25 protein-coding genes are annotated in these 26,008 nt (G+C 41.4%); 22 read left to right on the forward strand and 3 right to left on the reverse strand.

Going from position 1 to position 26,008, the window contains the following annotated elements:
- Positions 1-30: 30 nt before the first annotated feature.
- Complete coding sequence (locus AC4HAJ_RS01445) at positions 31-2,217, reverse strand: LTA synthase family protein (protein WP_491078369.1); 2,187 nt, start codon at positions 2,215-2,217, stop codon at positions 31-33.
- Positions 2,218-2,332: 115 nt separating this feature from the next.
- Between AC4HAJ_RS01445 and AC4HAJ_RS01450 the strand changes: the two genes are divergently transcribed.
- Genes AC4HAJ_RS01450 through AC4HAJ_RS01480 form a run of 7 tightly spaced genes read left to right on the forward strand, consistent with a single transcriptional unit; the run spans position 2,333 to position 8,809 of the window.
- Positions 2,333-3,493: a class I SAM-dependent rRNA methyltransferase gene (locus AC4HAJ_RS01450; RefSeq protein WP_491078370.1), complete on the forward strand. Its 1,161-nt coding sequence runs from the start codon at positions 2,333-2,335 to the stop codon at positions 3,491-3,493.
- Between the two features lies 1 nt (position 3,494).
- A complete protein-coding gene (aroD, locus tag AC4HAJ_RS01455; RefSeq protein WP_491078371.1) occupies positions 3,495-4,172 on the forward strand; it encodes a type I 3-dehydroquinate dehydratase in 678 nt (225 codons plus the stop codon).
- Positions 4,162-5,025: a shikimate dehydrogenase gene (locus tag AC4HAJ_RS01460; RefSeq protein ID WP_491078372.1), complete on the forward strand. Its 864-nt coding sequence runs from the start codon at positions 4,162-4,164 to the stop codon at positions 5,023-5,025. Before aroD ends, AC4HAJ_RS01460 begins: the two co-directional genes overlap by 11 nt.
- 12 nt (positions 5,026-5,037) lie before the next feature.
- The gene (aroB, locus tag AC4HAJ_RS01465) at positions 5,038-6,105 is read left to right on the forward strand and encodes a 3-dehydroquinate synthase (RefSeq protein WP_491078373.1); all 1,068 of its coding nucleotides are present in this window, start codon (positions 5,038-5,040) and stop codon (positions 6,103-6,105) included.
- Complete coding sequence (gene aroC / locus AC4HAJ_RS01470) at positions 6,105-7,271, forward strand: chorismate synthase (RefSeq protein WP_491078374.1); 1,167 nt, start codon at positions 6,105-6,107, stop codon at positions 7,269-7,271. Before aroB ends, aroC begins: the two co-directional genes overlap by 1 nt.
- Before the next feature lie 56 nt (positions 7,272-7,327).
- Positions 7,328-8,434, forward strand: coding sequence for a prephenate dehydrogenase (locus AC4HAJ_RS01475; protein WP_491078375.1), 1,107 nt, complete (start codon positions 7,328-7,330; stop codon positions 8,432-8,434).
- Between the two features lie 36 nt (positions 8,435-8,470).
- Positions 8,471-8,809: a YlbF/YmcA family competence regulator gene (locus AC4HAJ_RS01480; protein WP_491078376.1), complete on the forward strand. Its 339-nt coding sequence runs from the start codon at positions 8,471-8,473 to the stop codon at positions 8,807-8,809.
- 139 nt (positions 8,810-8,948) lie between these two features.
- Here AC4HAJ_RS01480 and AC4HAJ_RS01485 read toward each other — a convergent pair whose 3' ends face one another.
- Positions 8,949-10,031: a DEAD/DEAH box helicase gene (locus AC4HAJ_RS01485; protein ID WP_491078377.1), complete on the reverse strand. Its 1,083-nt coding sequence runs from the start codon at positions 10,029-10,031 to the stop codon at positions 8,949-8,951.
- 137 nt (positions 10,032-10,168) lie between these two features.
- Between AC4HAJ_RS01485 and udk the strand changes: the two genes are divergently transcribed.
- From udk to AC4HAJ_RS01545, 12 genes are all read left to right on the forward strand, one after another.
- Positions 10,169-10,795, forward strand: coding sequence for a uridine kinase (udk, locus tag AC4HAJ_RS01490; RefSeq protein WP_491078378.1), 627 nt, complete (start codon positions 10,169-10,171; stop codon positions 10,793-10,795).
- Between the two features lie 592 nt (positions 10,796-11,387).
- Positions 11,388-12,941, forward strand: coding sequence for a 2-isopropylmalate synthase (locus AC4HAJ_RS01495; protein WP_491078379.1), 1,554 nt, complete (start codon positions 11,388-11,390; stop codon positions 12,939-12,941).
- A 15-nt stretch (positions 12,942-12,956) separates the two neighbouring features.
- A complete protein-coding gene (gene leuB / locus AC4HAJ_RS01500; RefSeq protein WP_491078380.1) occupies positions 12,957-13,994 on the forward strand; it encodes a 3-isopropylmalate dehydrogenase in 1,038 nt (345 codons plus the stop codon).
- Between the two features lies 1 nt (position 13,995).
- Entirely contained in the window at positions 13,996-14,253 is a 258-nt protein-coding gene (locus AC4HAJ_RS01505) for a DUF1294 domain-containing protein (protein WP_491078381.1), read from the forward strand.
- A gap of 1 nt (position 14,254) precedes the next feature.
- Entirely contained in the window at positions 14,255-15,643 is a 1,389-nt protein-coding gene (gene leuC / locus AC4HAJ_RS01510; RefSeq protein ID WP_491078382.1) for a 3-isopropylmalate dehydratase large subunit, read from the forward strand.
- Between the two features lie 15 nt (positions 15,644-15,658).
- Positions 15,659-16,249, forward strand: a complete 591-nt coding sequence (leuD, locus tag AC4HAJ_RS01515; RefSeq protein ID WP_491078383.1) for a 3-isopropylmalate dehydratase small subunit — start codon at positions 15,659-15,661, stop codon at positions 16,247-16,249.
- A 105-nt stretch (positions 16,250-16,354) separates the two neighbouring features.
- The gene (locus AC4HAJ_RS01520; RefSeq protein WP_491078384.1) at positions 16,355-17,140 is read left to right on the forward strand and encodes an L-threonylcarbamoyladenylate synthase; all 786 of its coding nucleotides are present in this window, start codon (positions 16,355-16,357) and stop codon (positions 17,138-17,140) included.
- Between the two features lie 68 nt (positions 17,141-17,208).
- Positions 17,209-18,012: an alpha/beta fold hydrolase gene (locus AC4HAJ_RS01525; protein WP_491078385.1), complete on the forward strand. Its 804-nt coding sequence runs from the start codon at positions 17,209-17,211 to the stop codon at positions 18,010-18,012.
- A 139-nt stretch (positions 18,013-18,151) separates the two neighbouring features.
- Complete coding sequence (locus AC4HAJ_RS01530; protein ID WP_491078386.1) at positions 18,152-18,826, forward strand: MIP/aquaporin family protein; 675 nt, start codon at positions 18,152-18,154, stop codon at positions 18,824-18,826.
- A gap of 95 nt (positions 18,827-18,921) precedes the next feature.
- Positions 18,922-19,419, forward strand: coding sequence for a GAF domain-containing protein (locus AC4HAJ_RS01535; RefSeq protein WP_491078387.1), 498 nt, complete (start codon positions 18,922-18,924; stop codon positions 19,417-19,419).
- The gene (gene dnaX / locus AC4HAJ_RS01540) at positions 19,419-21,104 is read left to right on the forward strand and encodes a DNA polymerase III subunit gamma/tau (protein ID WP_491078388.1); all 1,686 of its coding nucleotides are present in this window, start codon (positions 19,419-19,421) and stop codon (positions 21,102-21,104) included. Before AC4HAJ_RS01535 ends, dnaX begins: the two co-directional genes overlap by 1 nt.
- A 102-nt stretch (positions 21,105-21,206) precedes the next feature.
- A complete protein-coding gene (locus AC4HAJ_RS01545) occupies positions 21,207-21,407 on the forward strand; it encodes a DUF3272 family protein (RefSeq protein WP_491078389.1) in 201 nt (66 codons plus the stop codon).
- On the opposite strand, the gene birA is transcribed toward AC4HAJ_RS01545, so the two are convergent.
- The gene (gene birA / locus AC4HAJ_RS01550; RefSeq protein WP_491078390.1) at positions 21,388-22,320 is read right to left on the reverse strand and encodes a bifunctional biotin--[acetyl-CoA-carboxylase] ligase/biotin operon repressor BirA; all 933 of its coding nucleotides are present in this window, start codon (positions 22,318-22,320) and stop codon (positions 21,388-21,390) included. The two genes, AC4HAJ_RS01545 and birA, sit on opposite strands and share 20 nt — an antisense overlap.
- Before the next feature lie 245 nt (positions 22,321-22,565).
- On the opposite strand from birA, the gene metK reads away from it, so the two are divergent.
- The 3 genes from metK (at position 22,566) to AC4HAJ_RS01565 (ending at position 25,974) form a co-directional block, all read left to right on the forward strand.
- Complete coding sequence (gene metK / locus AC4HAJ_RS01555) at positions 22,566-23,753, forward strand: methionine adenosyltransferase (RefSeq protein ID WP_491078391.1); 1,188 nt, start codon at positions 22,566-22,568, stop codon at positions 23,751-23,753.
- 171 nt (positions 23,754-23,924) lie between these two features.
- Positions 23,925-25,184: a UDP-N-acetylglucosamine 1-carboxyvinyltransferase gene (murA, locus tag AC4HAJ_RS01560; RefSeq protein WP_491078392.1), complete on the forward strand. Its 1,260-nt coding sequence runs from the start codon at positions 23,925-23,927 to the stop codon at positions 25,182-25,184.
- A gap of 154 nt (positions 25,185-25,338) precedes the next feature.
- Positions 25,339-25,974, forward strand: a complete 636-nt coding sequence (locus AC4HAJ_RS01565; protein ID WP_491078393.1) for an SDR family oxidoreductase — start codon at positions 25,339-25,341, stop codon at positions 25,972-25,974.
- Positions 25,975-26,008: the final 34 nt, after the last annotated feature.

Genomic DNA, 26,008 nt, shown 5'->3' on the forward strand with positions numbered 1-26,008 from the left:
TGGATTTTATTCCAGACTCTTTGTTATTTGCTATTCTTTTTTTCGTGATGAACTGGAAGTTGTTGATGATCCAGATTTACCAGAGCTTGATGAACTGCTGTTGAGATCACTGTAGCTGAGTGGCTGATAAAGGTTTACCGTTGTTTTATTGCCATTTTTATGATAAATGCTGGTAGATTTCTTCCCGAGTTTTTTATTTTGAGTTTTGAGGATCTCGTAAGAATTGCTGTAAGAAACTTGGCTAGTATCTATTGGCTTAAGGCCTGGAATCTTAGCAAATCTTAGCAGGTCACCAGTTTGAATGGCATCACTATTTTTTAATTGGTCATCGGCGATGACTTTGAGTTCATCGAAACGTTTTTGAGTATCTGCGGAAGGCTTGAAAATTTCTTGACCGGTTCTGGTATCGTAATTTTTACCAGCATAATTAGTATAGTCAGGAGCGATATAGTTGCCTTGTGTTCTAAGAGCAACGACATTATCATTATCCTTAGACAATAGGTCCTGTCCCAGTTGTGAATAGCCCTTAGTATCAATTCCTAGTAGATGAAGTAGGGTTGGCAAGTGGTCCACCTGTCCACCGTAGGTATCGCTGATGAATCCTTGGTTATATCCAGGAATATGAACAATATAGGGAACACGTTGCATCATAGCATTGTCATAATCTGACCAGGTTTCAGGATCCTTGCCTAGCAAAGGAGCCAGAGCTCTATTGCGTGTATTAGAAATGCCATAGTGGTCTCCGTATAGAACAATGATAGAGTTATCATAGACACCCGTTTGTTTTAAGTAGTCAAAGAAATATTTGAGAGAAGTATCTAGGTAGTTGGCTGTTTGGAAATAGCCATTGACAGTATTGTCGCTTGTATCAGCAAGTGGGAAGCCAAGTTCTGATTTCTCACTGTTGAGACTGGTGTAAGGGTAGTGGTTGGAAACGGTTAAGAACTTAGTATAGAAGGGTTGCTGTAGCATCTCCATATACTTGATGGAATCGCTGAAGAAGTATTTATCATTCAGCCCATATTGGAAAGAGTTACTGCTGTCTTGATCTTGGAAGTAAGAGGCATCGAAGAAGTAGTTGTAGCCCCATCTTTTATAAGCATTGTTTCGATTCCAGAAACTTCCTGTGTTACCGTGGAAAGCAGCTGTGGTATATCCTTCTTTTTGAGACAGGATAGATGGCGCTGCATAAGCAGTGTTATCACCACCATAGTTGACCATATAAGAGCCATTATTGAGGCCGTACAGTGATGTCTCCATCAATGTTTCAGCATCAGAAGTTTTACCATTTTTGACTTGGTGGAAAAAGTTTGAAAAACTAATGGAAGACTTAGAGTGATAGAGGGAATTGATAAAAGGAGTAACCTCATATTTTTTTCCGTCTGAGTCTAGTTTATAGTCAATCAAAAATTGCTGGAAACTTTCCAAGTGAACCATGATAACATTACGATTTTTAGCAATCCCGAAATATTTATCATTTGGAGCAGCATAGTTCTGATCGATATATTTTTGGACCTTGGTAAAGTCTTCTTTAGAAGCAGAGTTGCGCTCCTTTTGAGCTTGGTAAGTCTGATTGGCACTATAGGTAGTAAAGGCAGGCAGTCCAATAGCACGAACCACATAGTAGTTTGAAAAACCACGTGTCAAGAGCTGAGGACGGATGATTTCAGCTACAAACAGATTAATTGAAAATAATAAGGTTGCAAAGGCAGTGACGGCAAAACTCGCTCGCTTATTGAAAGCTCTACTGTCTGACTTCAGTTTTCTAGAAATCAGCAAATAAGCGAAGACAAGCACGTCAATCAAATAAAAGAGATCGGTAAACTCAAAGAGGTTGGTAGCAGAGTCTCCTAGTCCAGCAGCAGCTTTGGAGCTGGCCAAAAGGGTATTAACAGTGATGAAATCTGTGAACTCTCTGAAATAGATGGCATTAGCAATGACCAAGATATTCAACAGCAGATAGATAGCTATCTCTAAGGTATAAAAGATTTTACTATTCTTGATGTAAAGGGGGAGTCCTAGCAGTAAAAGACCGAGTGGAATAGGATTAAAGATAGCAACGACGAGTTGGTAAATATCTTCTAATTCAAGATTAAAATGAAAGGTATAAGCCCAGATGGACTTTATCCAATAAAAGAATAGGAGGACAAGGACAAATCCTAGTCGTGTATTAATGATTTTCCCCAATTTTTTTAAGGGGAAGAGATACTTTTTCATAATAATTCCTCGAATAATATAATTTAAAAAAATTCACCTTCCATTATATCATTTATTTATTCATAGCGTTGAAACAAGGTAGAAACTTTCTTGTTTTTTTGGTATAATATTAGCCATGAAAAAGCTTATTGTGGATCCAAAAGTAGCAGACAAATGGAATCGAGGCATCAAGCTGATTGTGGCTGATGATCTGCCTTCTCATGGGCTGGATAATCAAGTAGTTTCAGTCTATTCTAGGAGTCAGAGCTTTCTTGGAACAGCTTACCTGTCCCCTCAAAATAAGGGTGTTGGTTGGCTGGTTTCCCGAGACAGGATCCAGCTTGATCAGGAGTACTTTGCAAAGTTATTTCAAATCTCAAGACAAGCACGTCAAGTTTATCATGAAGATACATCGACGACGGCTTATCGCTTGTTTAACCAAGATGGGGATGATTTTGGTGGTTTGACGATAGATCGTTATGGAGATTATGCAGTTTTTTCTTGGTATAATGCTTTTGTCTTTAGTATCAAGTCGCTTATCATTCAAGCATTTCAGAAAGTCTATCCAGAAATTATTGGAGCTTATGAGAAAATCAGATTTAAAGGGCAAGCTTATGAATCTGCTCATCTTTACGGCTCAGAGGCACCAGCGAGAATAAGAGTACTCGAAAATGGCGTGACCTATGATGTTTTTCTCAATGATGGCTTGATGACTGGAATTTTTTTGGATCAGCATGAAGTCAGGGCTGGTTTGATTGATGGCTTGGCTTTGGGGCGTTCAATGCTCAACGTTTTTTCTTATACGGCTGCTTTTTCTGTGGCAGCTGCTATGGGAGGTGCTACAGAGACAACTTCGGTTGATTTAGCTAAGCGTTCGCGTGAGTTATCGCAAGCTCATTTCGAAGCTAATGGTCTTGATTTGAGTCAGCATCGGCTGGTTGTAATGGATGTTTTTGAATATTATCGCTATGCTAGGCGCAAGGGGCTCAGTTATGATCTTATAGTGATTGATCCCCCTAGCTTTGCCCGCAATAAGAAACAGACATTTTCAGTTGCCAAGGATTATCATAAGCTCATCAGTCAGGCTCTTGAGATTTTAAATCCCGGCGGACTCATCATTGCTTCCACTAATGCCTCTAATATGACGATTGAGCAGTTTAAAAAGCAGTTGGAAAAGGGCTTTTTAAATCGGTCTCATCATTATTTAGATTTCAAACAATTGCCAGAAGATTTTAAGGTCAATAAGGCTGATAAGCGAAGTAATTATTTAAAAGTTTATACGATAAAGGTTGATTAAAATGAAGATAGTAGTACCTGTATTGCCCCGTTCCCTGGAGGAAGCTAATGAGATCGACAGCGCAAAGTACGATCAAGCCGATATTATCGAGTGGCGAGCTGATTATCTCCCCAAGGATAAAATTGTTGAAGTGGCGCCTGCCATTTTTGAAAAATTTCCTGGTCATGAAATTATTTTTACCCTGAGGACAAAGTCAGAAGGGGGACAAATAAGCTTGGATTCCGAAGAATATATTGCCATTATTAAGGAAGTTTCGAGCTTGTATGATTTGGATTATATTGATTTTGAGTATTATACTCATAAGGATGTTTTCCAGAAAATGCTGGAGTTTCCTAATTTAATTTTGTCCTATCATAATTTTGAAGAAACGCCGGATAATCTGATGAGTATCTTGTCAGAGCTGACCGCTCTGTCGCCTCGTGTGGTTAAGGTAGCCGTTCAGCCTAAGAGTGAGCAAGATGTGCTGGATTTGATGAATTTCACACGTGGCTTTAAGACCCTAAATCCTGAGCAAGATTTTGTGACGATGTCGATGGGGAAACTGGGGCGTTTGTCTCGTATCTCAGGAGACTTGACTGGTTCGAGCTGGAGCTTTGCTAGTGTTGAAGAGTCCAGTGCACTAGGGCAGCTTAGCTTAGCTGATATTTCTAAGATAAAGGAGATCTTAGATGCTGATTGATGGCCATACGAGAATGGCAGCTGTTGTCGCTCATCCTATCAAGCACTCTATCTCACCCTTTATTCATAATTATGCCTTTAATGCTAAGGGGATTAATGGCGTTTATCTGGCTTGGGATATTGCGGCAGAAGACCTTGAGGAGTCTGTTAATAATATTCGCCGCTATGATATGTTTGGGATTAACCTCTCCATGCCTTATAAGCAAGCGGTTATCCCTTTTTTAGATGGTTGTGATCCAGCAGCGAGGCTGATCGGAGCTGTCAATACAGTTGTTAATCGTGACGGACAATTAATAGGCTATAATACTGATGGGTTAGGTTTCTTCGATGCTTTATTGCATGAGGGATTTGACATTTCTGATAAAACGATGCTTATTCTGGGTAGTGGTGGTGCTGCTACAGCGATTATTGTTCAAGCAGCTATTAGTGGCGCTAAGGCTATCAGTGTTTTTAGACGTCAGTCTAAGTTAGCTGAAACACAAGAAAAGTTAGATGCTATCAGCCAAGAAACAGGGGTACCTATTAGGGTCTATCCTATTGAAGATCAAGAGTGTTTGCAAAAGCATATTGGAGCTACAGACCTCTTGGTCAATGCGACCAGCGTGGGTATGGATGGAGTCAGTCTTCCTCTGGCAGATTGCCTTGAGTTGCCAGCCGAATTATTTGTTTCAGATGTTATTTATCAACCTTTTGAGACCCCTTTACTAAGATTAGCTAGACGTAAAGGGCTAGCAACCAATAATGGTTTAGGGATGCTCCTTTATCAAGCTGCTAGGGCTTTTGAGTTGTGGACTGGTCAGCAGATGCCTACTCAGGCGATTTGGAAAGAGTTAGAAGCGCGCTATGATACTTAGTGAGGTAAGTAGATGAAATTACGAGTAGATTTAACCCATAATCCTTATGATATTGTCATTGAGCCTGGGGCTCTCTCGCGCGTAGGACAGTGGGTGGCAGCCCTTTGGCAGCCTCAAAAGATTGCTATTATCACTGATAACCGTGTTGGTGGTCTCTATGCTGAAAAGGTCAAACTGAGCTTACAAGGGGCTGGGTTTGAAGCTGTAGTCTTTGATTTTCTAGAAGGAGAAGCTAGTAAAACTTTGACAACAGCTAATAAGGCTTATGAATTCTTACTTAAAAATGGTCTGACACGCAGTGATGGTATCCTTGCTCTTGGGGGCGGAGTCGTCGGTGATTTAGCCGGATTTGTAGCATCGACTTATATGCGAGGCATTCATTTTTTACAGGTTCCGACTAGTCTCACGGCTCAGGTAGATTCTTCCATTGGTGGTAAGACGGGGGTCAATACCCCGTTCGCCAAGAATATTGTGGGTTGTTTTGCGCAACCTGATGGTGTTTTAATTGATCCGGAAGCATTGCAAACGCTTGGACAGCGTGAGCTCGTTGAAGGTATGGGTGAAGTGATTAAGTATGGCTTAATTCAAGACACCGAGTTATGGGAAGAGCTTGATGGTATGGATGGGTCAGCTGTGTCTATTTTGAAGCATGCGGATTCTATTATCTATCGTTCTTGTAACGTCAAACGTAAAATTGTTGTGGAAGATGAATTTGAAGGCGGCGTTCGTATGTATCTCAACTTTGGTCATACGATTGGTCATGCGATTGAGCAGACGGCCGGCTATGGAAAGGTTATGCATGGGGAGGCTGTAGCTATCGGTATGGTGCAGTTATCTCAAGTTGCAGAGCAAAAAGGTCTGATGCCGGTCGGGATTACTCAAAAAATTAAGGAGATGTGTGCTAAATTTAATCTTCCTGTAGATTATCTTCCATGGAAGAGTGAAGAGCTTTATAAGGCTTTGGTACACGATAAAAAGGCACGTGGCAACAAGATTAAGACAGTTATTGTTCCAGAGATTGGACAAGCTGCTATCAATGAGATTCCTCTAGCGGAAATGAAAGAATATTTGGTGAAATAATGAGATATTTAACAGCTGGTGAGTCGCATGGTCCTCGATTAACTGCTATTATTGAGGGAGTTCCTTCTGGTCTAACATTAACAGCAGAGGATATTAATCGGGATCTCAAGCGTCGTCAGGGTGGCTATGGTCGTGGTGGCCGTATGAAAATTGAGAGTGATCAAGTGGTCTTTACTTCGGGGGTTCGTCATGGTAAGACGACCGGTGCTCCTATTACTATGGATGTTATCAATAAAGACCATCAAAAATGGCTGGATATCATGTCTGCTGAGCCTATCGAAGAACGTCTAAAGACTAAGCGAAAAATTACGCATCCACGTCCTGGACATGCAGACTTGGTCGGTGGAATGAAATATCGCTTTGATGATTTGCGCAACTCTTTGGAGCGATCAAGTGCTCGTGAAACAACTATGCGAGTGGCAGTCGGTGCAGTCGCTAAAAGGATCCTCTCAGAGCTAGACATTGTGATTGCTAATCATGTTGTTGTTTTTGGCGGCAAGGAAATTGATGTCCCAGAAAATTTGACCGTGTCTGAGATTAAAGCTTTAGCAGCTCAATCAGAAATCTCTATTGTGAATCGTGAGCGGGAGCAGGAGATCAAGGAATATATTGATCAGATCAAAAAAGAGGGAGATACTATCGGCGGTGTTGTTGAAACGATTGTCGGTGGTGTGCCAGCTGGCTTGGGTTCCTTTGTTCAATGGGATTGTAAATTAGATGCTAAATTGGCTCAAGCTGTTGTTTCCATCAATGCTTTCAAGGGAGCTGAGTTTGGTGTTGGTTTTAAGGCTGGTTACCGCAAAGGCTCTGAGGTCATGGATGAAATTCTTTGGAATCAGGCAGATGGTTATACCCGCAAAACCAACAATCTCGGTGGTTTTGAAGGAGGAATGACCAATGGGCAACCCTTGATTATTCGAGGTGTTATGAAGCCAATACCTACGCTGTACAAGCCGCTTATGTCCGTTGATATTGAGACGCATGAGCCTTACAAGGCGACCGTTGAGCGTTCGGATCCAACGGCTCTTCCTGCGGCTGGTGTCGTGATGGAATCTGTAGTTGCAACAGTTGTTGCTCAAGAAATATTAGATAAGTTCTCGTCTGACAATATGGAAGAACTCAAAGAGGCGGTTGCTAATTATCGTAAGTATGTTAAAAACTTTTAAGCTAGTATAAGTGTCATTATGAGCAGCTAACTGGGCTAGATGAATGGGAGTGACTGATGGCAGCAAAGAAAATTTATATTGCAGGACTAGGTCTGATTGGTGGTTCTATTGCTTTGGGCATTAAGCGTGGGCACCCGGATTATGAGATATTAGGTTACAATCGCTCTGATGCCTCCCGACAGGTGGCTCTCGAAAGAGGGATTGTCGATCGTGCTACAGCAGATTTCACAACTTTTGCACCAATTGCAGACATTATTATTTTGGCTGTTCCCATCAAGCAAACCATTGCGTTCATGAAGATACTATCTCAGATGAAACTCAAAGATGATGTTATTATCACAGATGCTGGTTCTACCAAGGTGGAGATTGTAGCAGCAGCTGATCGGTATTTTGCTGATTGTTCTGTTCAATTTGTAGGTTCTCACCCTATGGCAGGTTCTCATAAATCTGGTGCAGTGGCTGCTGATGTTAATCTTTTTGAGAATGCCTATTATATTTTTACGCCAGCTAAGAATACTCAAGCAAGTACGATTCCTGAATTAGAAGATTTGCTAAGTGGATTGCATGCCCGCTATATTCAAATAGATGCTGGAGAGCACGACTATGTCACGGGGCAGGTTAGTCATTTTCCGCATATTTTAGCCGCCTCTCTGATGGAGCAGGCAGCTGATTATGCTAAGAGACATTCTTTGACGAATCAGTTTGCTGCTGGAGGCTTTAGAGATATGACTCGTATCGCTGAGAGTGAGCCAGGCATGTGGTCCAGCATTCTTTTGTCGAATAAGAAAGCGGTTTTGGAGCGTATTGATGATTTCAAAGAGCGTCTGGATGAAGTCGCAGGTTACATTAGAAATGGTGATGAAGATGCGATTTGGAACTTTTTTAATGATGGGCGATTGAAACGTCAAGAGATGGAAATTCACAAAAAGGGTGGTGTCGATTCCTTCTATGATCTCTTTGTAGATGTTCCCGACCAAGAGGATGTTATTTTGCATATTTTAGAGCTCTTACGAGGGACTTCTCTGGTCAATGTGCGTATCAATGAAAAAAATCGTGAAGACATCTACGGTATCTTACAGATCTCCTTTAAAAATGAGAAAGATCTTGAGCATGCGAAACGTGTTATTTCTGAGAATACGGATTATAAATTAGTGATTGCCTGATGTAGCAGTATATTAATTTTAGAAAGGGAAATTCAAATGGAAAATGTCTACGATTTGGCCAACGCTTTAGAGCGAGGGATTCGTCATTTGCCTGAATATCAGCGCTTAGTTCAGACAAAGGCGGAGATCGATAAGGATGAGCAGGCAAAAGCTCTTTATCAAGAGTTTTCAGATCTGCAGGCGACAGTTTTGTCAGCTATGCAATCTGGTAATATGCCTGATCAAGATCAGCAAGCCAAAGTGACTGAGTTTGGGAAAAAGATTGAAGGCAATGCCTTACTCAGTTCTTATTTGGAAGCGCAGCAGGCCATTTCTGTTTATCTTAATGACATCGAGAGGATTGTTTTTAGTCCTTTACGTGAACTCAATGATTGAGTGCTTAAAAGAGTGGGATAGAACATCGGTAATGCGAAACATTTGATTTCTAGGCGAGAAAGATAAGAACTTCCAGCTACTGCACCTAGCAAATAAATTGACTAAATAAAAAGGCTGAGACAAAAGTCTCAGCCTTTTATCAATGTAGGAGAAAGGTTTGATTTTTTAAACTGACTTCTTGGACTTGTGCAAATTTTTTCAGCTTTTTTAGCTCTTCTGGATGAGTAATGAACGTTATAACCATCCCAGACTTTCCCATGCGGCCAGTTCGGCCTGCTCGGTGAGTATAGGCCTCTTTGTCACGAGGAACTTCATAATTGACAACTATTTCTAAATTTTCAATATCAATCCCCCTAGCAACAAGATCAGTCGCCAGTAACAGGGCTAACTCATGATTTTTAAATTTTTCTAGAATAACTTTACGGAATTTGACATTAACGTCACTAGCTAGGGAAACAGCAGAAGCACCACTGTATTGAAGGCGTTCCTCAGCGGCTCCTAAGTCGGAGAGACTGTTAAAGAAAACGAGTCCGCGAAAATCAGGGATATTTGACAGCTTACGTAATAAATCTAGCCTGTTACGTTTATCCACTTGAAGGTAGTAATGTTGAATATTGTTGAGTTGCTGATCGCTAAGATCAATGATCTGTGTGTTTGTCGCCAGTTCTTTGTGGTCAACTTTGTCAGTCGCACTCATATAGATCATTTGATGATCTCGGGGAACATAGTGACTGATACGTTGAACAAACTGATATTGAGAATCACTTAATAGTTCATCAAACTCATCCAAGACGATGGTATCGACAGTCATCATCTTAACCTTTTTAAGCTTAACCAGCTCAAAGACACGTCCTGGTGTTCCGATTAAAATCTGAGGACCTTTTTTCAAGCGTTCAATTTGACGCTTTTGACTGGATCCTGATAGTAAAACTTGAGCCGTATAGCCAAGTAGCTCTCCCCAAGTTTTAGTGACTTCGAAAATTTGGCCGGCTAATTCAGTATTGGGGGCTAGGATTAAAATTTGCTGAGCTTTTTTGCTGGTCAGTTTGCTTAAAAGTGGCAATAGATAGGCCAGTGTCTTTCCGGTTCCGGTTGGACTAATGCCTAGTAGGTTTTTGCCGGCCAAGATGGGGGCAAAGGCTTGTTCTTGGATTGGTGTTAGCTCTTGAATGCCAGCTGATTTTAATTGTTCTGCTAAAAGTGAGGGTAATTGAATAGACATAGTGGATTCCTTAATTCTAGTTCGGGACTTTGTAAACAGAGCCTGAAGGTCTTTCTGTCCCTTTAATGGTGACTTTTATTATATCATCTTTTAGGGTATAATAGGGGATGATTTCAGATTAGATACGAGTGGGTTTTATGCAGAAAAAAACAATTATTATTGGTGTGACAGGTGGTTCTGGTGGTGGTAAAACCAGTGTATCAAGGGAAATTCTCAATCATTTTCCTAATTCAAAGATTGCGATGATTGAGCATGATTCCTACTATAAGGATCAATCCCACCTAACCTTTGAGGAGCGAATATCAACCAACTATGATCATCCTTTAGCTTTTGATACAGAGCTCATGATTGAGCATATCAAGGAGTTGCAGGCTGGTCGCCCGGTGGATATTCCTATTTATGATTATACTCAGCATACTAGAAGCAGTGAAACGTATCGGCAGGAGCCTCAGGATGTTTTTATCGTTGAGGGAATTTTGGTTCTGGAGGATGAACGTCTAAGAGACTTGATGGATATCAAACTTTTTGTCGATACCGATGATGATATTCGGATTATTCGACGGATCAAAAGGGATATGCTGGAGCGGGGCCGCAGTCTAGATAGTATTATCGAGCAATACACCAGCGTGGTTAAACCTATGTATCATCAGTTTATCGAGCCAACTAAGCGCTATGCTGATATCGTTATTCCAGAAGGCGTTTCTAATACCGTAGCTATTGATCTCATCAATACTAAGATCGCTTCTATTTTAGATGATAAATAGTCACATCAACCCTGGTAGATGAAGTTTTACCAGGGTTGAGATCCCTTATTTTAGAACTCATATCTCTGTCACTCTCTATTTTTAAGTGGCAGATTTTTTATTTATCTCTGAACAGCTTTCCAGACTGTTCGGAGCTGTCACTCGGTTAGCCTAACAATTCGGTGAACTGTCTGAGACGGGACCTTGTAAAAATCTTTTAGTTACACAAGGGTAATTAGTAGTGTTCATTAGTGCTAGATCACCTAATAGTCTGTGTAGGGTAATGTTCTTAGTCTAGCAGATCTGGAGATGTATTGATAGATCTTGGTTGTTGTTTTAGCGTGAATTATGCGATTTTTCAGAAAATTTCTAAAAAATCCTTGACATCAATTTATAAATACGTTAGGATAATAAACAAGAATTATCGAAGGGAAGCAGTCAAATGACATCACATTCTACTACAGTTTTATTGTTGAGGGATGAGGGCTAGTGCATAAGCATTAGTCCTGTTTGGCTTACCAAGCGGGCGTCAAAACATCTCGCTTGGAAGAGCGAGATGTTTTTTGTTAGATTGATGAGAAACTTTCGATAACTATTAGAAAGAGGTTGGTCCATGCGTAAAATTGAATTTCTTGATACGACATTGCGAGATGGGGAGCAAACACCAGGTGTTAACTTCTCAGTGAAAGAAAAGATTGCGATTGCTAAGCAATTAGAAAAATGGGGAATTTCAGCTATTGAGGCTGGTTTCCCAGCAGCTAGTCCAGATTCATTTGAGGCTGTTAAGAGCATTGCAGAGACTATGACGACAACAGCTGTAACAGGGCTGGCTCGTTCTGTTAAATCGGATATTGATGCTTGCTATGAAGCGTTGAAAGATGCTAAACATCCACAGGTCCATGTTTTTATAGCGACGAGTCCTATCCATAGGGAATATAAGCTGCAAAAATCTAAGGAAGAGATCCTTGAATTAATTAGGGAACATGTCTCTTATGCACGCCAATATTTTGAGGTTGTTGAGTTTTCTCCTGAGGATGCGACACGTACAGAATTGGATTACTTACTTGAGGTTGTTCAAACAGCTGTTGATGCTGGTGCTACTTATATCAATATTCCAGATACAGTTGGTTTCACAACTCCTAAGGAGTTCGGCCATATTTTTAAGTATTTGATTGAACATGTAAAATCTGATCGTAATATTATTTTTAGCCCTCATTGCCACAATGATTTGGGTATGGCAACTGCTAATACCCTGGCAGCTATTAAAAATGGTGCTGGCCGTATTGAAGGAACTGTCAATGGTATTGGTGAGCGTGCTGGTAACGTGGCTCTGGAGGAAGTTGCTGTTGCGCTTAATATTCGTGAAGATTACTACCAAGTATCTAGTGATGTAGTTCTTAATGAGACGGTGACTACCTCAGAAATGGTATCTCGTTTCTCTGGGATTCCAATACCTAAAAATAAAGCTGTGGTTGGTGGCAATGCCTTTTCTCATGAATCTGGTATCCACCAAGATGGTGTGCTTAAGAATCCGTTGACCTATGAAATTATCACTCCAGAATTGGTAGGAGTGAAAAAGAACTCTTTACCATTAGGGAAATTATCAGGGCGTCATGCCTTCGTTGAGAAGCTTAGAGAGCTTGATTTGAATTTTGCAGAGGATGAAATTCTTGAGTTGTTTGCCAAGTTCAAGAAATTGGCAGATAAAAAACATGAGATTACGGATGCTGATATTATAGCCCTGGTGGAAGGTGTGGAAGTCAATAATCCAGAAGGTTTCCACTTTGCTGATCTTAAGCTAACTTCTAACAATGACGAAACTGTAACGGCAGTGGTAACTATGGCAAATGTGGATGCTGAAAGAGTCGATGTTGTTGCCAATGGTAAGGGATCGGTAGAAGCTGCTTTCAATGCTATTGATAAGTTCTTCAATCAGACGGTCAAATTACTTAGCTATAGTATTGATGCGATAACAGATGGTATCGATGCTCAGGCTCGTGTGTCGGTATCTGTTGAAAATGTTGATACTGGTACCATTTTTAATGCCACGGGTGTTGAGTTTGATGTGATGAAGGCAAGCAGTATAGCTTATATCAATGCTAATGCTTTTGTCCAAAGGGAAAATGCCGGTGAGATAGGTCATCGTCTGTCTGAGAAAGACATGTAGACAAGGGAGATTGGTATGACAAAAAAAATTGTTAGCCTAGCTGGTGATGGAATTGGTCCTGAGATCATGGCCGCAGGACTAGAAGTTCTTGAATCCGTAGCTAAGAAAACAGGATTTGATTACATAGTAGAAGCCTATCCTTTTGGTGGAGCAGGGATTGATATAGCAGGGCACCCACTGCCCGAGGAAACTTTGAAGGCTGCTCGGCAAGCAGATGCTATTTTGATGGCAGCGATTGGCTCACCAGAATACGATCATGCGTCTAGTCGTCCAGAACAAGGTCTCCTAGCCTTGCGTAAAGAACTTAATCTCTTTGCAAATATTCGTCCGCTAAAAATCTTTGAGCCTCTTAAGCACTTGTCGCCACTCAAGCCTGAGCGTATTGCTGATGTGGATTTTGTGGTTGTTCGTGAATTGACGGGAGGGATTTACTTCGGGGATCATATTCTTGAAGATGAGACAGCGCGTGACATCAATGAATACTCTGAGAAAGAAATTCGACGTATCATGGTTAAAGCTTTTGATATAGCACGTACTCGTCACAAGAAGGTGACAAGTATTGATAAACAAAACGTGTTGGCTACCTCAAAGTTATGGCGTAGGGTAGCAGATGATGTCGCAAAAGAGTATCCAGATGTTACCTTGGAGCATCAGCTGGTGGATAGTGCAGCTATGCTGATGATTACAGATCCAGCCCGCTTTGATGTTGTCGTGACAGAGAATCTTTTTGGTGATATCTTGTCAGATGAAGCCAGTGTTTTGCCTGGTACTCTAGGTGTTATGCCTTCTGCTAGCCATTCAGAAAAAGGGCCAAGCTTATATGAACCCATTCACGGCTCAGCTCCAGATATTGCTGGTCAAGGACTGGCCAATCCGATTAGCATGATTTTATCAGTTGCTATGATGTTACGTGAGTCTTTCGATGATGATCGGGCTGCCAGTATGATTGAGACAGCAGTAGAGCGTACCTTGGCGCAAGGAATCTTGACTCGTGATCTAGGCGGTCAGGCTGATACCTCACAAATGACCGCTGCTATTATTAGTCATTTATAAAATGATGTGGTTGATCTTAGGAATATGGAATGCTTTGAGCTTCATGCTTTATGCTCTTGATAAGCGGCGTGCTGCTAAGGGAGAATGGCGCATTTCTGAGAAGACCTTGCTATTGGTCTGTTTAGTTGGTGGTGGTATAGGTGCCTTTCTAGGTGGTAGGCTCTTTCACCACAAGACTTTAAAATGGTATTTTAAGATGTCTTGGTATTTAGGTATCATGATAGATGCTGTAATAATATATCTGCTATGGAGTGTTTAATATGAGTGGAAAATCAATTTTTGATAAAATCTGGGATCGTCATGTGATTACAGGAACCCAAGGAGAACCCCAGCTCATGTATGTGGATCAACATTATATACATGAAGTAACAAGCCCACAGGCTTTTGACGGTCTGCGTGAAGCTGGGCGTCAGCTTCGTCGACCGGATTTGACCTTTGGAACTTTTGATCACAATGTACCGACAGTTAATATTTTTGATATTCGTGATGCCATATCAAAGGCGCAGATGGATGCTTTAGAGCGCAATGTCAAGGAATTTAATGTTCCTTATGCGCCACACGGTGCCGAAAATCAAGGCATTGTTCATATGGTTGGTCCTGAATCAGGTAGAACTCAACCTGGGAAATTTATCGTGTGCGGTGATAGTCATACTGCGACACATGGGGCCTTTGGCGCTATCGGATTTGGTATTGGGACGACAGAAGTGGAGCATGTTTTTGCGACACAGACACTTTGGCAAGTGAAGCCTAAGAAACTCTTGGTTCGCTTTACAGGTAAACCACAAAAGGGGGTTTATTCAAAAGATTATGTCCTAGCTTTGATCGCTAAATATGGTGTTTCTGTCGGTGTCGGTTATGTTGTTGAGTATGTTGGTGAAGCTATTGAAGCACTCAGCATGGAAGAGCGTATGACCATTTGTAACATGTCCATTGAATTTGGCTCTAAGATAGGAATTATGAATCCTGATCAAACAACCTTTGATTATGTTCAAGGACGTGAAGCAGCGCCGAAGGGAGCTGATTTTGAAGCGGCAGTTGCTGATTGGAAGACACTAGTATCAGATCCAGATGCCCATTATGATAAGGTTATCGAGATGGATGTGTCTGATTTAGCTCCTATGGTGACTTGGGGAACCAATCCATCTATGGGGGTATCGTATGATGAAGTCTTTCCAGAGATTAGAGATATGAATGATGAGCGGGCTTATCATTATATGGATCTTAAACCAGGCGGTAAAGTCGAAGATATAGAAATTGGTTATATCTTTATCGGTTCTTGTACCAATGCTCGTCTCAGCGACTTAAAAGTAGCAGCAAACTTTGTCAAAGGAAAGCATACAGCTCCGAATGTGACCGCAATCGTAGTGCCTGGATCACGTCCAGTGAAGCGAGCGGCAGAAGCGATTGGCTTAGATAAAATATTTTTGGATGCAGGATTTGAATGGCGGGATCCGGGCTGTTCTATGTGCCTAGGAATGAATCCTGATAAGGTTCCTTCTGGTGTCCATGCGGCTGCAACCAGCAATAGGAACTTTGAGGATCGTCAAGGGGTTGGTGCTAGAACTCATCTTTGTAGTCCAGCTATGGCAGCTGCCGCAGCTATAGCAGGTCACTTTGTTGATGTTCGTCAATTACCAGAAGCGCAGTAAGGTGTAATCAGTACTATGGAAAAATTTACAGTATATACTGGGACCACGGTTCCCTTGATGAATGATAATATCGATACCGATCAAATCCTTCCCAAGCAGTTTTTAAAGCTGATTGATAAAAAAGGTTTTGGTAAGTACCTCATGTATGAATGGCGTTATTTGGATGATGATTATACTGAAAATCCAGAGTTCATTTTTAATACTAGTCCTTATCGCAAGGCTACTATCCTGATCACAGGAGATAATTTTGGTGCTGGGTCTTCACGGGAGCATGCGGCATGGGCTCTGGCTGACTACGGATTTAAGGTCATTATTGCTGGTTCTTTCGGGGATATTCATTACAATAATGACCTTAACAATGGGATTTTGCCGATTGTCCAACCTTTGGATGTGCGCCAAAAATTAGCTGCCCTTGATCCTACCGATCAAGTGACAGTAGACCTGCAATCTCAAAAGATTCTATCTCCGGTAGGGGAGTTTAGCTTTGAGATTGATGGCGATTGGAAGCACAAGCTGCTCAATGGTCTTGATGATATTGGGATTACACTTCAATATGAAGATTTAATCGCTGAGTACGAAAAAAATCGTCCAAGCTATTGGCAGTAGTAATGCTTTGTTGGTTTTTGAAAATTCAGAAAATTACTTGAAAAGTAGCTCGTTTCATGCTAAAATGAGCGAGTCGATATTTGATTTAGATGGAGATAATAATTTATGACGAAACATGTGCAGTGGGATGGAAATCTTAACCAAGAAGGCCTTGAGATTCTTAAGGGTGAAGGTGGTTGTATTGTGACCCCAACCAAGGTTGGCTACATTATTATGACCAGCGATAAAGCTGGCTTGGAGCGTAAGTTTCAAGCCAAAGATCGTAATCGCAATAAACCAGGTGTAGTTCTTTGTGGTAGCATGGATGAGCTGCGTGCTCTAGCCCAGTTAACCCCTGAAATCGACAGTTTCTACCAAAAACACTGGGATGATGACATTCTTCTTGGCTGTATCCTCCCGTGGCGTGAAGATGCTTATGCTAAGCTCCAAGCATTTGGAGATGGTCGTGAAGAGCTGATGACCGATAGCCGTAAGACTTCATGCTTTGTGATCAAGTTTGGTGTAGCTGGTGAACAGATCGCTAAGGAAATGTGGGAAAAAGAAGGTAAGATGGTCTATGCGTCCTCTGCCAACCCATCTGGTAAAGGTAACCGTGGTAAGGTTGATGGTATCGGGGATAAGATTGAAAATGCTGTTGATTTAGTTATTGAAGCAGATGACTACGTGGCATCTATTCAGCCTGATAAAACAGTGGAAACCCGCTATGAGCAAGGTGTGATGGTTTCTATGGTTGATAAGGACGGTAAACTCATTCCTGAACAAGGCAAAGGTAGCCGCTCTATTGATAACTGTCCGGTCGTTATTCGCAAGGGTCTAGATATTGATAAAATTATGATGAATTTATCAGATACCTTCAACTCTTGGAACTACCGCCAAGGTGAATATTATTAAGAAGAAGCAAATCACTCATCAGAGTGATTTTTTGCTATTATAGCTGCTACTATTCTAGGAGAACGGCAATGTATAAAGCTAAAAACGCTTCATTCAGGAGAGATAATTTAGAGCTTGACTATCTTACTTTTGGCTTAGGCAAGCAGCCGCTGATTTTGATTTCAGGATTGAGCCTGTCACGCTTGCGTGGGAAGGCTTGGCAGATGTCTGTCATGTACCGGCTCTTTGCCAAGAATTATAAGATTTATATGTTTGACCGCAGGAATCATATCCCGACAGGTTATCAAGTATCAGATATGGCAGATGATTTAGCTTTGGCGATGACAGCGTTAGGTCTTAAAAGTGCGCATGTTGTAGGAATATCACAGGGCGGTATGATCGCCCAAAGTCTAGCCATTAAGCATCCAGAATTAGTTAGCCGCTTAGTGCTGGGAGTAACCCTGTCGCAGCAAAATGCTTGTGTTCAGTCAACTATTGGCGGCTGGATAGCCTTAGCCCAAAAGCATGATTGGGAAGGTTTAATCAAGGACATGTTTGCCAAAATGTATTCGGACACTTATGTGCGCAAGCACAGATGGCTGATTGCACTCTTGGCTAAATGCTTAAAACCAAAGGAGATTGAGCGTTTTCTGATTTTGGCTGAAGCCTGTCTGACCTTTGATGTCTACGAAGATCTCCCGGCCATCAACTGTCCGACGCTTGTCATTGGCGGTGCGAAAGATTTGGTGGTATCTGGCCAAGCCAGTCTAGAGCTGGCAGATAAGCTGGGGTGTTCTGTCTACCTTTATGAAAATTTGGGGCACTCAGCCTACAGTGAAGCTAAAGATTTTAATCAGAGGGTCTTTGATTTTTTGCAAAAGAAAAAAGACTAATTAAGTTTAACTTTTGTATAATATGGACTTTTTTGAAAGTAAAATGACAAAATTATTGCATTTTTAAGTCAAAATCTTTGCGTTTTCAAATAGGCTACACTATAATAACTCCTGTATTAATTATTTATGGGAGGGAAAAATGAAAAAATTTTTCGCAGAATTAATTGGAACCTTTATGCTTGTCTTTATCGGGACGGGTTCAGTTGTATTTGGTAATGGTATGGAAGGGATTGGCCATGTTGGGATTGCCCTTGCTTTTGGGCTGTCAATCGTAGCAGCAGCTTACTCTGTAGGTACTGTTTCAGGTGCTCATCTCAATCCAGCTGTTTCCATTGCTATGTTTATCAATAAGCGTTTGTCTTCTAATGAATTGATCAATTACCTTGTTGCTCAAATTCTTGGTGCAATTCTTGCTTCATCCTCTCTTTTCTTTTTGGCTAGTCAGTCAGGATTGAAAATTGCTAAAGTTGGGCTTGGGCAAAATGCTCTGGCTGAGGGTGTGAGTCCATTAGCTGGTTTTCTTTTTGAAGTTCTAGCAACCTTTATTTTTGTTCTCGTTATTGTGACTGTAACATCCGACAGTAAGGGAAATGGTAAGATTGCGGGGATTGTTATTGGTTTAACTTTAGCCCTTATGATCTTGCTAGGCCTTAATATCACTGGCTTATCAGTAAATCCTGCTCGTAGCTTGGCACCAGCTCTTTTTGTTGGTGGTGATGCGCTTGCTCAAGTATGGATCTTTATCCTAGCGCCTATCATCGGTGGTGCTCTTGCTGCTGTAGTTGGAGATAAACTACTGGGAACTGAAGAATAATTTATGGGAGGTGGGACAAAAGTCTGGCCTCTTTTTACGACTTTTAATATCTTTAAAAGTTAGCTCTTGTTGGTCTTTTTTGCTATAATGTGGATATGAATAATAAAGAAAAACAATCAAATTATGAGTTATTGCTAGCGCAGTTGGAATCTCTTTTAGAAGGAGAGACTAATCCATTGCCAAACTTGGCTAATGCCTCTGCCTTATTGCGTCAAGGGCTTCCCAATTCTGTATTTACAGGCTTCTATCTTTATGATGGTAGTGAGCTTTTGTTGGGACCTTTTCAAGGTCATGTTTCTTGTGTCCATATCACCCTTGGTAAGGGGGTCTGTGGGGAATCGGCTCAAAAAAGACAGACCTTGATCGTTGACGATGTGACCAAGCATGATAATTATATTGCTTGTGATTCAGCTGCCATGTCTGAGATTGTCGTTCCGATGATCAAAGATGACCAGTTGCTTGGTGTCTTGGATTTAGACTCTTCTGAAATCGGCGATTATGATGCAGTGGATCAGGAATTTTTAGAAAAATTTGTTGCTATTTTAGTTGAAGCGACTCAATGGAATTTTGAGATGTTTGGAGTAAATGGGTAATGTACCAAGCTCTTTATCGTAAATACCGCAGCCAGAATTTTGCTGAGCTAGTTGGACAGGAAGTTGTGGCTACCACCTTAAAGCAAGCAGTAGCGTCTGGTAAAATTAGTCATGCTTATCTTTTTTCAGGTCCAAGAGGAACTGGGAAGACTAGTGTGGCTAAAATTTTTGCTAAGGCCATGAACTGTCCTAATCAAGTGAATGGGGAACCTTGTAATACCTGCGATATTTGCCGGGACATTACTGAAGGCAGTCTGGAGGATGTTATCGAAATCGATGCGGCATCCAATAACGGTGTGGATGAAATCCGTGAGATTAGAGATAAGTCGACCTATGCACCGAGCCGAGCTACTTATAAAGTTTATATTATTGATGAGGTTCACATGCTTTCTACTGGGGCTTTTAACGCCCTCCTCAAAACCTTAGAAGAACCTACGGAAAATGTTGTCTTTATTTTAGCAACGACAGAGCTCCACAAAATTCCTGCGACTATACTATCCAGGGTTCAGCGCTTTGAGTTTAAGACGATCAAATTGCCTGCCATCAGGCAGCATTTAGCAGAAATTTTGGATCAGGAAGGGGTTGCCTACGAAAAGGATGCTCTCAATCTTATTGCACGTCAAGCAGAGGGTGGTATGCGCGATGCCCTATCCATTCTTGATCAGGCTTTAAGTTTGTCAACTACTTCTGAAGTTACTCAGGAGATTGCAGAAGAAATCACCGGTAGTATTGGACAAGAAGCCTTAGACAGCTATGTCTCTAGTATTTCCTCTGGTGATAGTCTGTCTGCTCTTGATGCTCTCAATCAGATATTTGACAGTGGTAAGAGTATGAGTCGTTTTGCGACAGATTTGCTGGATTATTTTAGAGATCTTTTGGTTGTGCAAGTTGGTGGTGAAACTATCCGTTTTAGCCAAGGGTTTGAATCCAATCTCCACCTGACACAAGCTAGGATTTTCCAGATGATTGAGCAAGTGACCAAGAGTCTACAAGAGATTAAAAATGGGGCTCAGCCAAAAATCTACGCAGAAATGATGACCATTAGTTTGGCTGATCAAGTCTCTGATTCCACAGTATCTTCTGCGTCTCAACAGCTAGAAGAAGAAATAGCTCAATTAAGGCAGGAGGTTTCCTCACTTAAGAGTCAGATTCAGTCAGGAGACTTAGCTGTTCTACCTAATAATGATAGGAGGCCTAAGCCTAAGGCAGTTTTTACTTACAAGGTAGATAAGTCTAAGATCCTTACTATCATGGAAGAAACGGTTGCTGATAGTGAAAAATCTCGTCAATACCTTGACGCTCTTAAGTCTTCTTGGAATGAGATTTTAGATGCTATTAGTCCTCAGGATCGGGCGCTTTTACTAGGGTCTGAGCCAGTACTTGCCAATAGTGAAAATGCTATCTTAGCCTTCCAATCCTCCTTTAATGCAGAGCAGGCGATGAAGCGAAGTGATTTAAATACCATGTTTGGTAATATCATGAGTCAAGCCGCTGGTTTTTCTCCTCAAATCATGGCAGTGCCTAAGGCTGATTTTGAGGAGATTCGTACTGAGTTTGCCCAGCATATGCGCCGGCAAAAAGATTCAGCATCGCCTGATCAAGTCAGTCAAGAAGAGGAAGTATCGCATCTGATACCAGATGGCTTTGAATTTTTAAGTGATAAGATGGCTATAGCTGAGGATTAAGAGGTGAGTTAAAGTGGCTATTTTATCAGGATATGATATTTAAAGCATTAATAAAACTTGGAACGCCTATGTCCCAAGTTTTTTTGGTATAATCTAACTATTATGAATCGGATACAATTTATGTTTGCAGCTCTTAGAAGTGCTGTTGAGAGTTATTTTTTCAGTAGTGCCCTTATAGATGGCCAGAGTTTTCTAGCAGTGTTTTGGGGGATTCTTTTGATACAAGAATTGAGACGAGCTTACCTTGCCGATCGTCTCCTAAAGGAAGTTTTGAAAAACTTTCCTAAGTTTCCCAAGAAGTAAGACTAACTTCTCCTGAATGTAAGAGCATTTCCTTGCCGTCGTCCAGTAGGACTAGGAGTTTGCCGTCATCAGTGATAGCTTTTGCTCTGCCGCTATAGCTTTTTGGTCCTTGTGTGAAGGTCACTTGTTTGTCTATAACGAGTGATCTTTCTTTATATACCTTGATGAGATCTTTTTCTGGGGTATTAAAAAAGGTAGTCCAGATTTTTGAGATCAGTTGATTGCGCGTGATGTTAGGCTGACTGGTAAATAGGCTACCTGCTTTATCAGAAAGATTTGCAGGAAAATCTTCTACAAAAAAATTGAGGCCAATGCCGATATAAACATCTGTGATAACGCCTGTTTCAATAGAAGACTGCGCCTCTGTTAAAATACCAGCCAGCTTCTTTTTCCCAAGATAAATATCATTGACCCACTTGATTGAGACCGTTTGCTGAGTGAGCTCTTGAATGGCCTTGTAGATGCTGGCTGCTATCATCATGGTGTAGTTGGGCATGTTATGATAGTGAATATTAGGTTGAAGGTGTAGGGTCATATAGATGCCACCGGTCTTTGGAGCATAGAAAGGGCGTTCAAATCGCCCTCTTGCCCCAGTCTGACTAGGTGCAAGGTAGAGTGAAGGAGTATTGTCAGAAGCAGCTTTGGCATCATCTTGGGTAGAGGTTGAGTTTTCATTTAAATAGACGGCTAGGGAAGTCTTTGCTGCAATTTCCTCTGGGAGAAGGAGGTCGCCTTTGATGAGACGATAGCCCTTGTTTTTTTGAACCTCTATGGTGATTCCCTTTTCTTCTAGGGTTTTGACAGCCTTCCAGATGCTTGTTCTTGAAACTCCTAATGTTTTGGCTAGATCTTCGCCGCTGCTAAATTCACGTCGCTGGGATAAGAGGGTGTATAACTGTTGATAAGTTTTCATGTTAGAAGCTCCTCTTTTTATTTTCTCATCTATCATTGTATCATAATCCTTTAGGCTTACTGGATAAAGTAGGAGGGCTGCACGAGATCTCCTTCGCAAGATCTAGAGATTTATGATAGAATAAGGAGGTTAATTAGTCCCGAAAAGGTGGTTATCTAGTTTTCTGGGTAGCCAGTGCTTTGTAACTTTTTAACATTATATCAGTGATAGTGTTTATCACGAGACATTAAAAGGGGGACATATCTATGTCAGAACGTAAACTTTTCACGTCTGAGTCAGTATCTGAGGGACATCCAGATAAGATTGCTGATCAGATCTCCGATGCTATCTTAGATGCTATCTTATCTAAGGATCCAGATGCTCATGTCGCTGTTGAAACCGCTGTTTATACTGGATCTGTCCATGTTTTTGGTGAGATTTCGACGGATGCTTATGTGGATATCAATCGTGTCGTGCGTGATACGATTGCAGAGATTGGTTATAATAATGCGGAGTACGGCTTTGCAGCAGAATCAGTCGGTGTTCATCCTTCCTTGATTGAGCAGTCTCCTGATATTGCTCAAGGGGTTAATCAAGCCTTGGAAGCTCGTCAAGGAGCAGTTGATGAGCTTGATTTGATAGGTGCTGGTGATCAAGGGCTCATGTTTGGATTTGCGGTGAATGAAACGCCTGAGCTCATGCCTCTGCCTATTTCTCTGTCGCATAAGCTAGTCCATAAGCTAGCAGAGTTACGCAAATCTGGCTCACTTGATTACTTACGTCCAGATGCTAAATCTCAAGTAACGGTGGAATATGATGAGCAGGACAAGCCAGTACGAGTAGATACAGTGGTGATCTCTACTCAGCATGATCCGGAAGTTTCTAATGATCAGATTCATGAGGATATTATTAATCATGTGATTAAAGACGTGATCCCTGCGGATTATCTAGATGAACAGACTAAATTTTATATTAATCCAACTGGCCGCTTTGTTATCGGTGGACCACAGGGAGATTCTGGACTGACTGGCCGTAAGATTATCGTCGATACTTACGGTGGTTACGCTCGTCATGGTGGCGGTGCTTTTTCTGGAAAGGATGCAACCAAGGTTGATCGTTCAGCCTCCTATGCAGCTCGCTATATTGCTAAAAATATAGTTGCTGCTGGTTTAGCTGATAAGGCTGAGGTACAGTTAGCCTATGCTATTGGGGTGGCTCATCCGGTTTCAGTGCGGGTGGATACCTTTGGAACCTCTTCTGTCTCAGAAGCAGTGCTTGAAAAAGCTGTTCGCGACAACTTTGATTTACGCCCGGCTGGTATCATCAAGATGCTTGACCTTAAGCGTCCTATCTACCGACAGACAGCGGCTTATGGTCATATGGGGCGCACTGATATTGATCTTCCATGGGAAAGATTGGATAAGGTTGAGGCGCTTAAGACTGCTGTCAACTAAGAGTTATTGATTGTAAAGGTTTGAGCTATGCTCAAGCCTTTTTAGCTGCATTAACTGGAGCTTTTGAAGCCTTTTTTCATCTCCTTAGATGGATGTATAGTTTGTCAAGGGGCGTAAAGTTTGATATACTTATAAAGCTATTTATCAAGTATTATAGAAAGAAAATTTGGAATGAGAAAAATTGTCATTAATGGTGGGAAGCCACTTTCTGGTGAAGTGGCTGTTTCTGGCGCAAAAAACAGTGTGGTTGCTCTGATTCCAGCCACTATTCTTGCAGATGATATTGTGACTCTTGAGGGAGTTCCTGCTATCAGTGATGTGGATACTCTAATTGAGATTATGGAAATTATGGGAGCTAAAGTTGATCGTAAGGGAGAAACTTTAGTGATTGATCCTCGTGCTGTCAAGGATCAACCAATGCCTTTTGAGCAGACAGACAGTCTTAGAGCTTCTTATTATTTTTATGGTAGCTTATTAGGCCTGTTTGGACGAGCAGTTGTTGGTCTTCCCGGTGGATGTGATTTGGGTCCTCGTCCTATTGATCTACATCTCAAGGCTTTTGAGGCTATGGGAGCTAAGATGACAGAAGAATCCGATGCCATGCGTTTAGAGGCTGATGGCCACTCCATGAAGGGGGCTCATATTTATATGGATACTGTCAGTGTGGGGGCGACTATCAATACTATGCTGGCAGCTGTCAAAGCGACAGGACGAACTGTCATTGAGAATGCGGCACGTGAACCTGAAATTATCGATGTAGCGACTCTCTTAAATAATATGGGAGCTCATATTAGAGGAGCTGGGACTAATATTATTACCATAGATGGTGTTGAAAGATTGGGTGGGACTCATCATCAAGTCATTCCCGATCGTATCGAAGCTGGTACCTACATTGCGCTTGCAGCAGCAGCTGGTGAAGGGGTTCGTGTGAGTAATGTCCTTTATGAACATCTAGAGAGCTTTATCTCTAAGCTTGAAGAAATGGGTGTTCGTATGACTATTGAGGAAGATTCCATCTTTGTCGAAAAGCAAGGAAATCTTAAGGCTATTTCCATTCGTACCAGCCCTTATCCAGGATTTGCTACAGATTTACAACAGCCTTTGACACCTTTGTTGTTGATGGCTAGTGGTCAGGGTCATATTCAAGATAGCATTTACCCAGAGCGAGTGAGACATGTGGCCGAGCTTGAACGCATGGGTGCTAATATTTCAGTGATTGGTGGTCGCATTGTCTACAAAGGGCCAAATGAGTTAAAGGGTGTTAAAGTTAAGGCCTCTGATCTTAGGGCTGGGGCTGCTCTTGTTACGGCTGCTTTGTTGGCTAAAGGGCAAACGGAAATTACTAATATCGAATTTATCCTGCGTGGTTATTCCAATATCGTTGAAAAGCTCAGAAGACTCGGAGCTGATATTACTCTAGTTGAAGCTTAGATAGAAGAACTGGTTCAGAGACTGGATCAGTTTTTATTAATCAATTATCACAAAAGAAACCTTATGCATTTAAGGTAAGTAAAAATTAGATTTTTGACAAAGGGTTGATGAAAGCCTAGAATAGCTCTTGAATAAAAATAAAAGGAGATATGTTATGAAAGTATTTGTTATTGGTGCTAATGGGCGTGTTGCTAATCAGTTGTTGAAGCGCTTGGCAGAGAAGGGCCATGATGTTATAGCTGCCTTGAGAAGTCCTGAAAAATTAGAAGATATACCAGGTGTGACTAAGGTTGCCTTTGATCTACATGCAAAAGCTGATGCTATGGCAGATCAGCTGTCTGGTGTTGATGCTGTCTACTTCTTAGCCGGTTCGCGTGGTAAAGATCTTTTACAAACCGATGCTTTTGGAGCTGTTAAGACCATGCAAGCCGCTGAAAAAGTTGGTGTTAAGCGTTTTATCATGCTCAGTGCTATTTTGTCTACTGAACCTGAGAAATGGGATCAGGCTGGTGTCAATCAATTATCTGATTACTATGTTGCTAAATTCTTTGCGGATAACTATCTGATGCAAAGCACTCAGCTAGACTATACTATTCTCCAGCCAGGTGCCTTGGTAGAAAAGCCAGGTAAAGGGCTAGTGGATCTAGCACCGGCTGGTGTTGGCAGTATTAGTATTGAAGATGTCGTCAAAGTTTTGGCGATTGTTCTGGAGAGTGATAATACTGTCGGTAAATTAATTCCCCTAGTTGAAGGTGATACTGCTGCTGAGGAGGCTATCAAAGCTATATAAGAGAAGAAATCTTATATTATTTGATCATAAGTTT

It is taken from the genome of Streptococcus sp. ALY_211 (genome assembly GCF_058314555.1).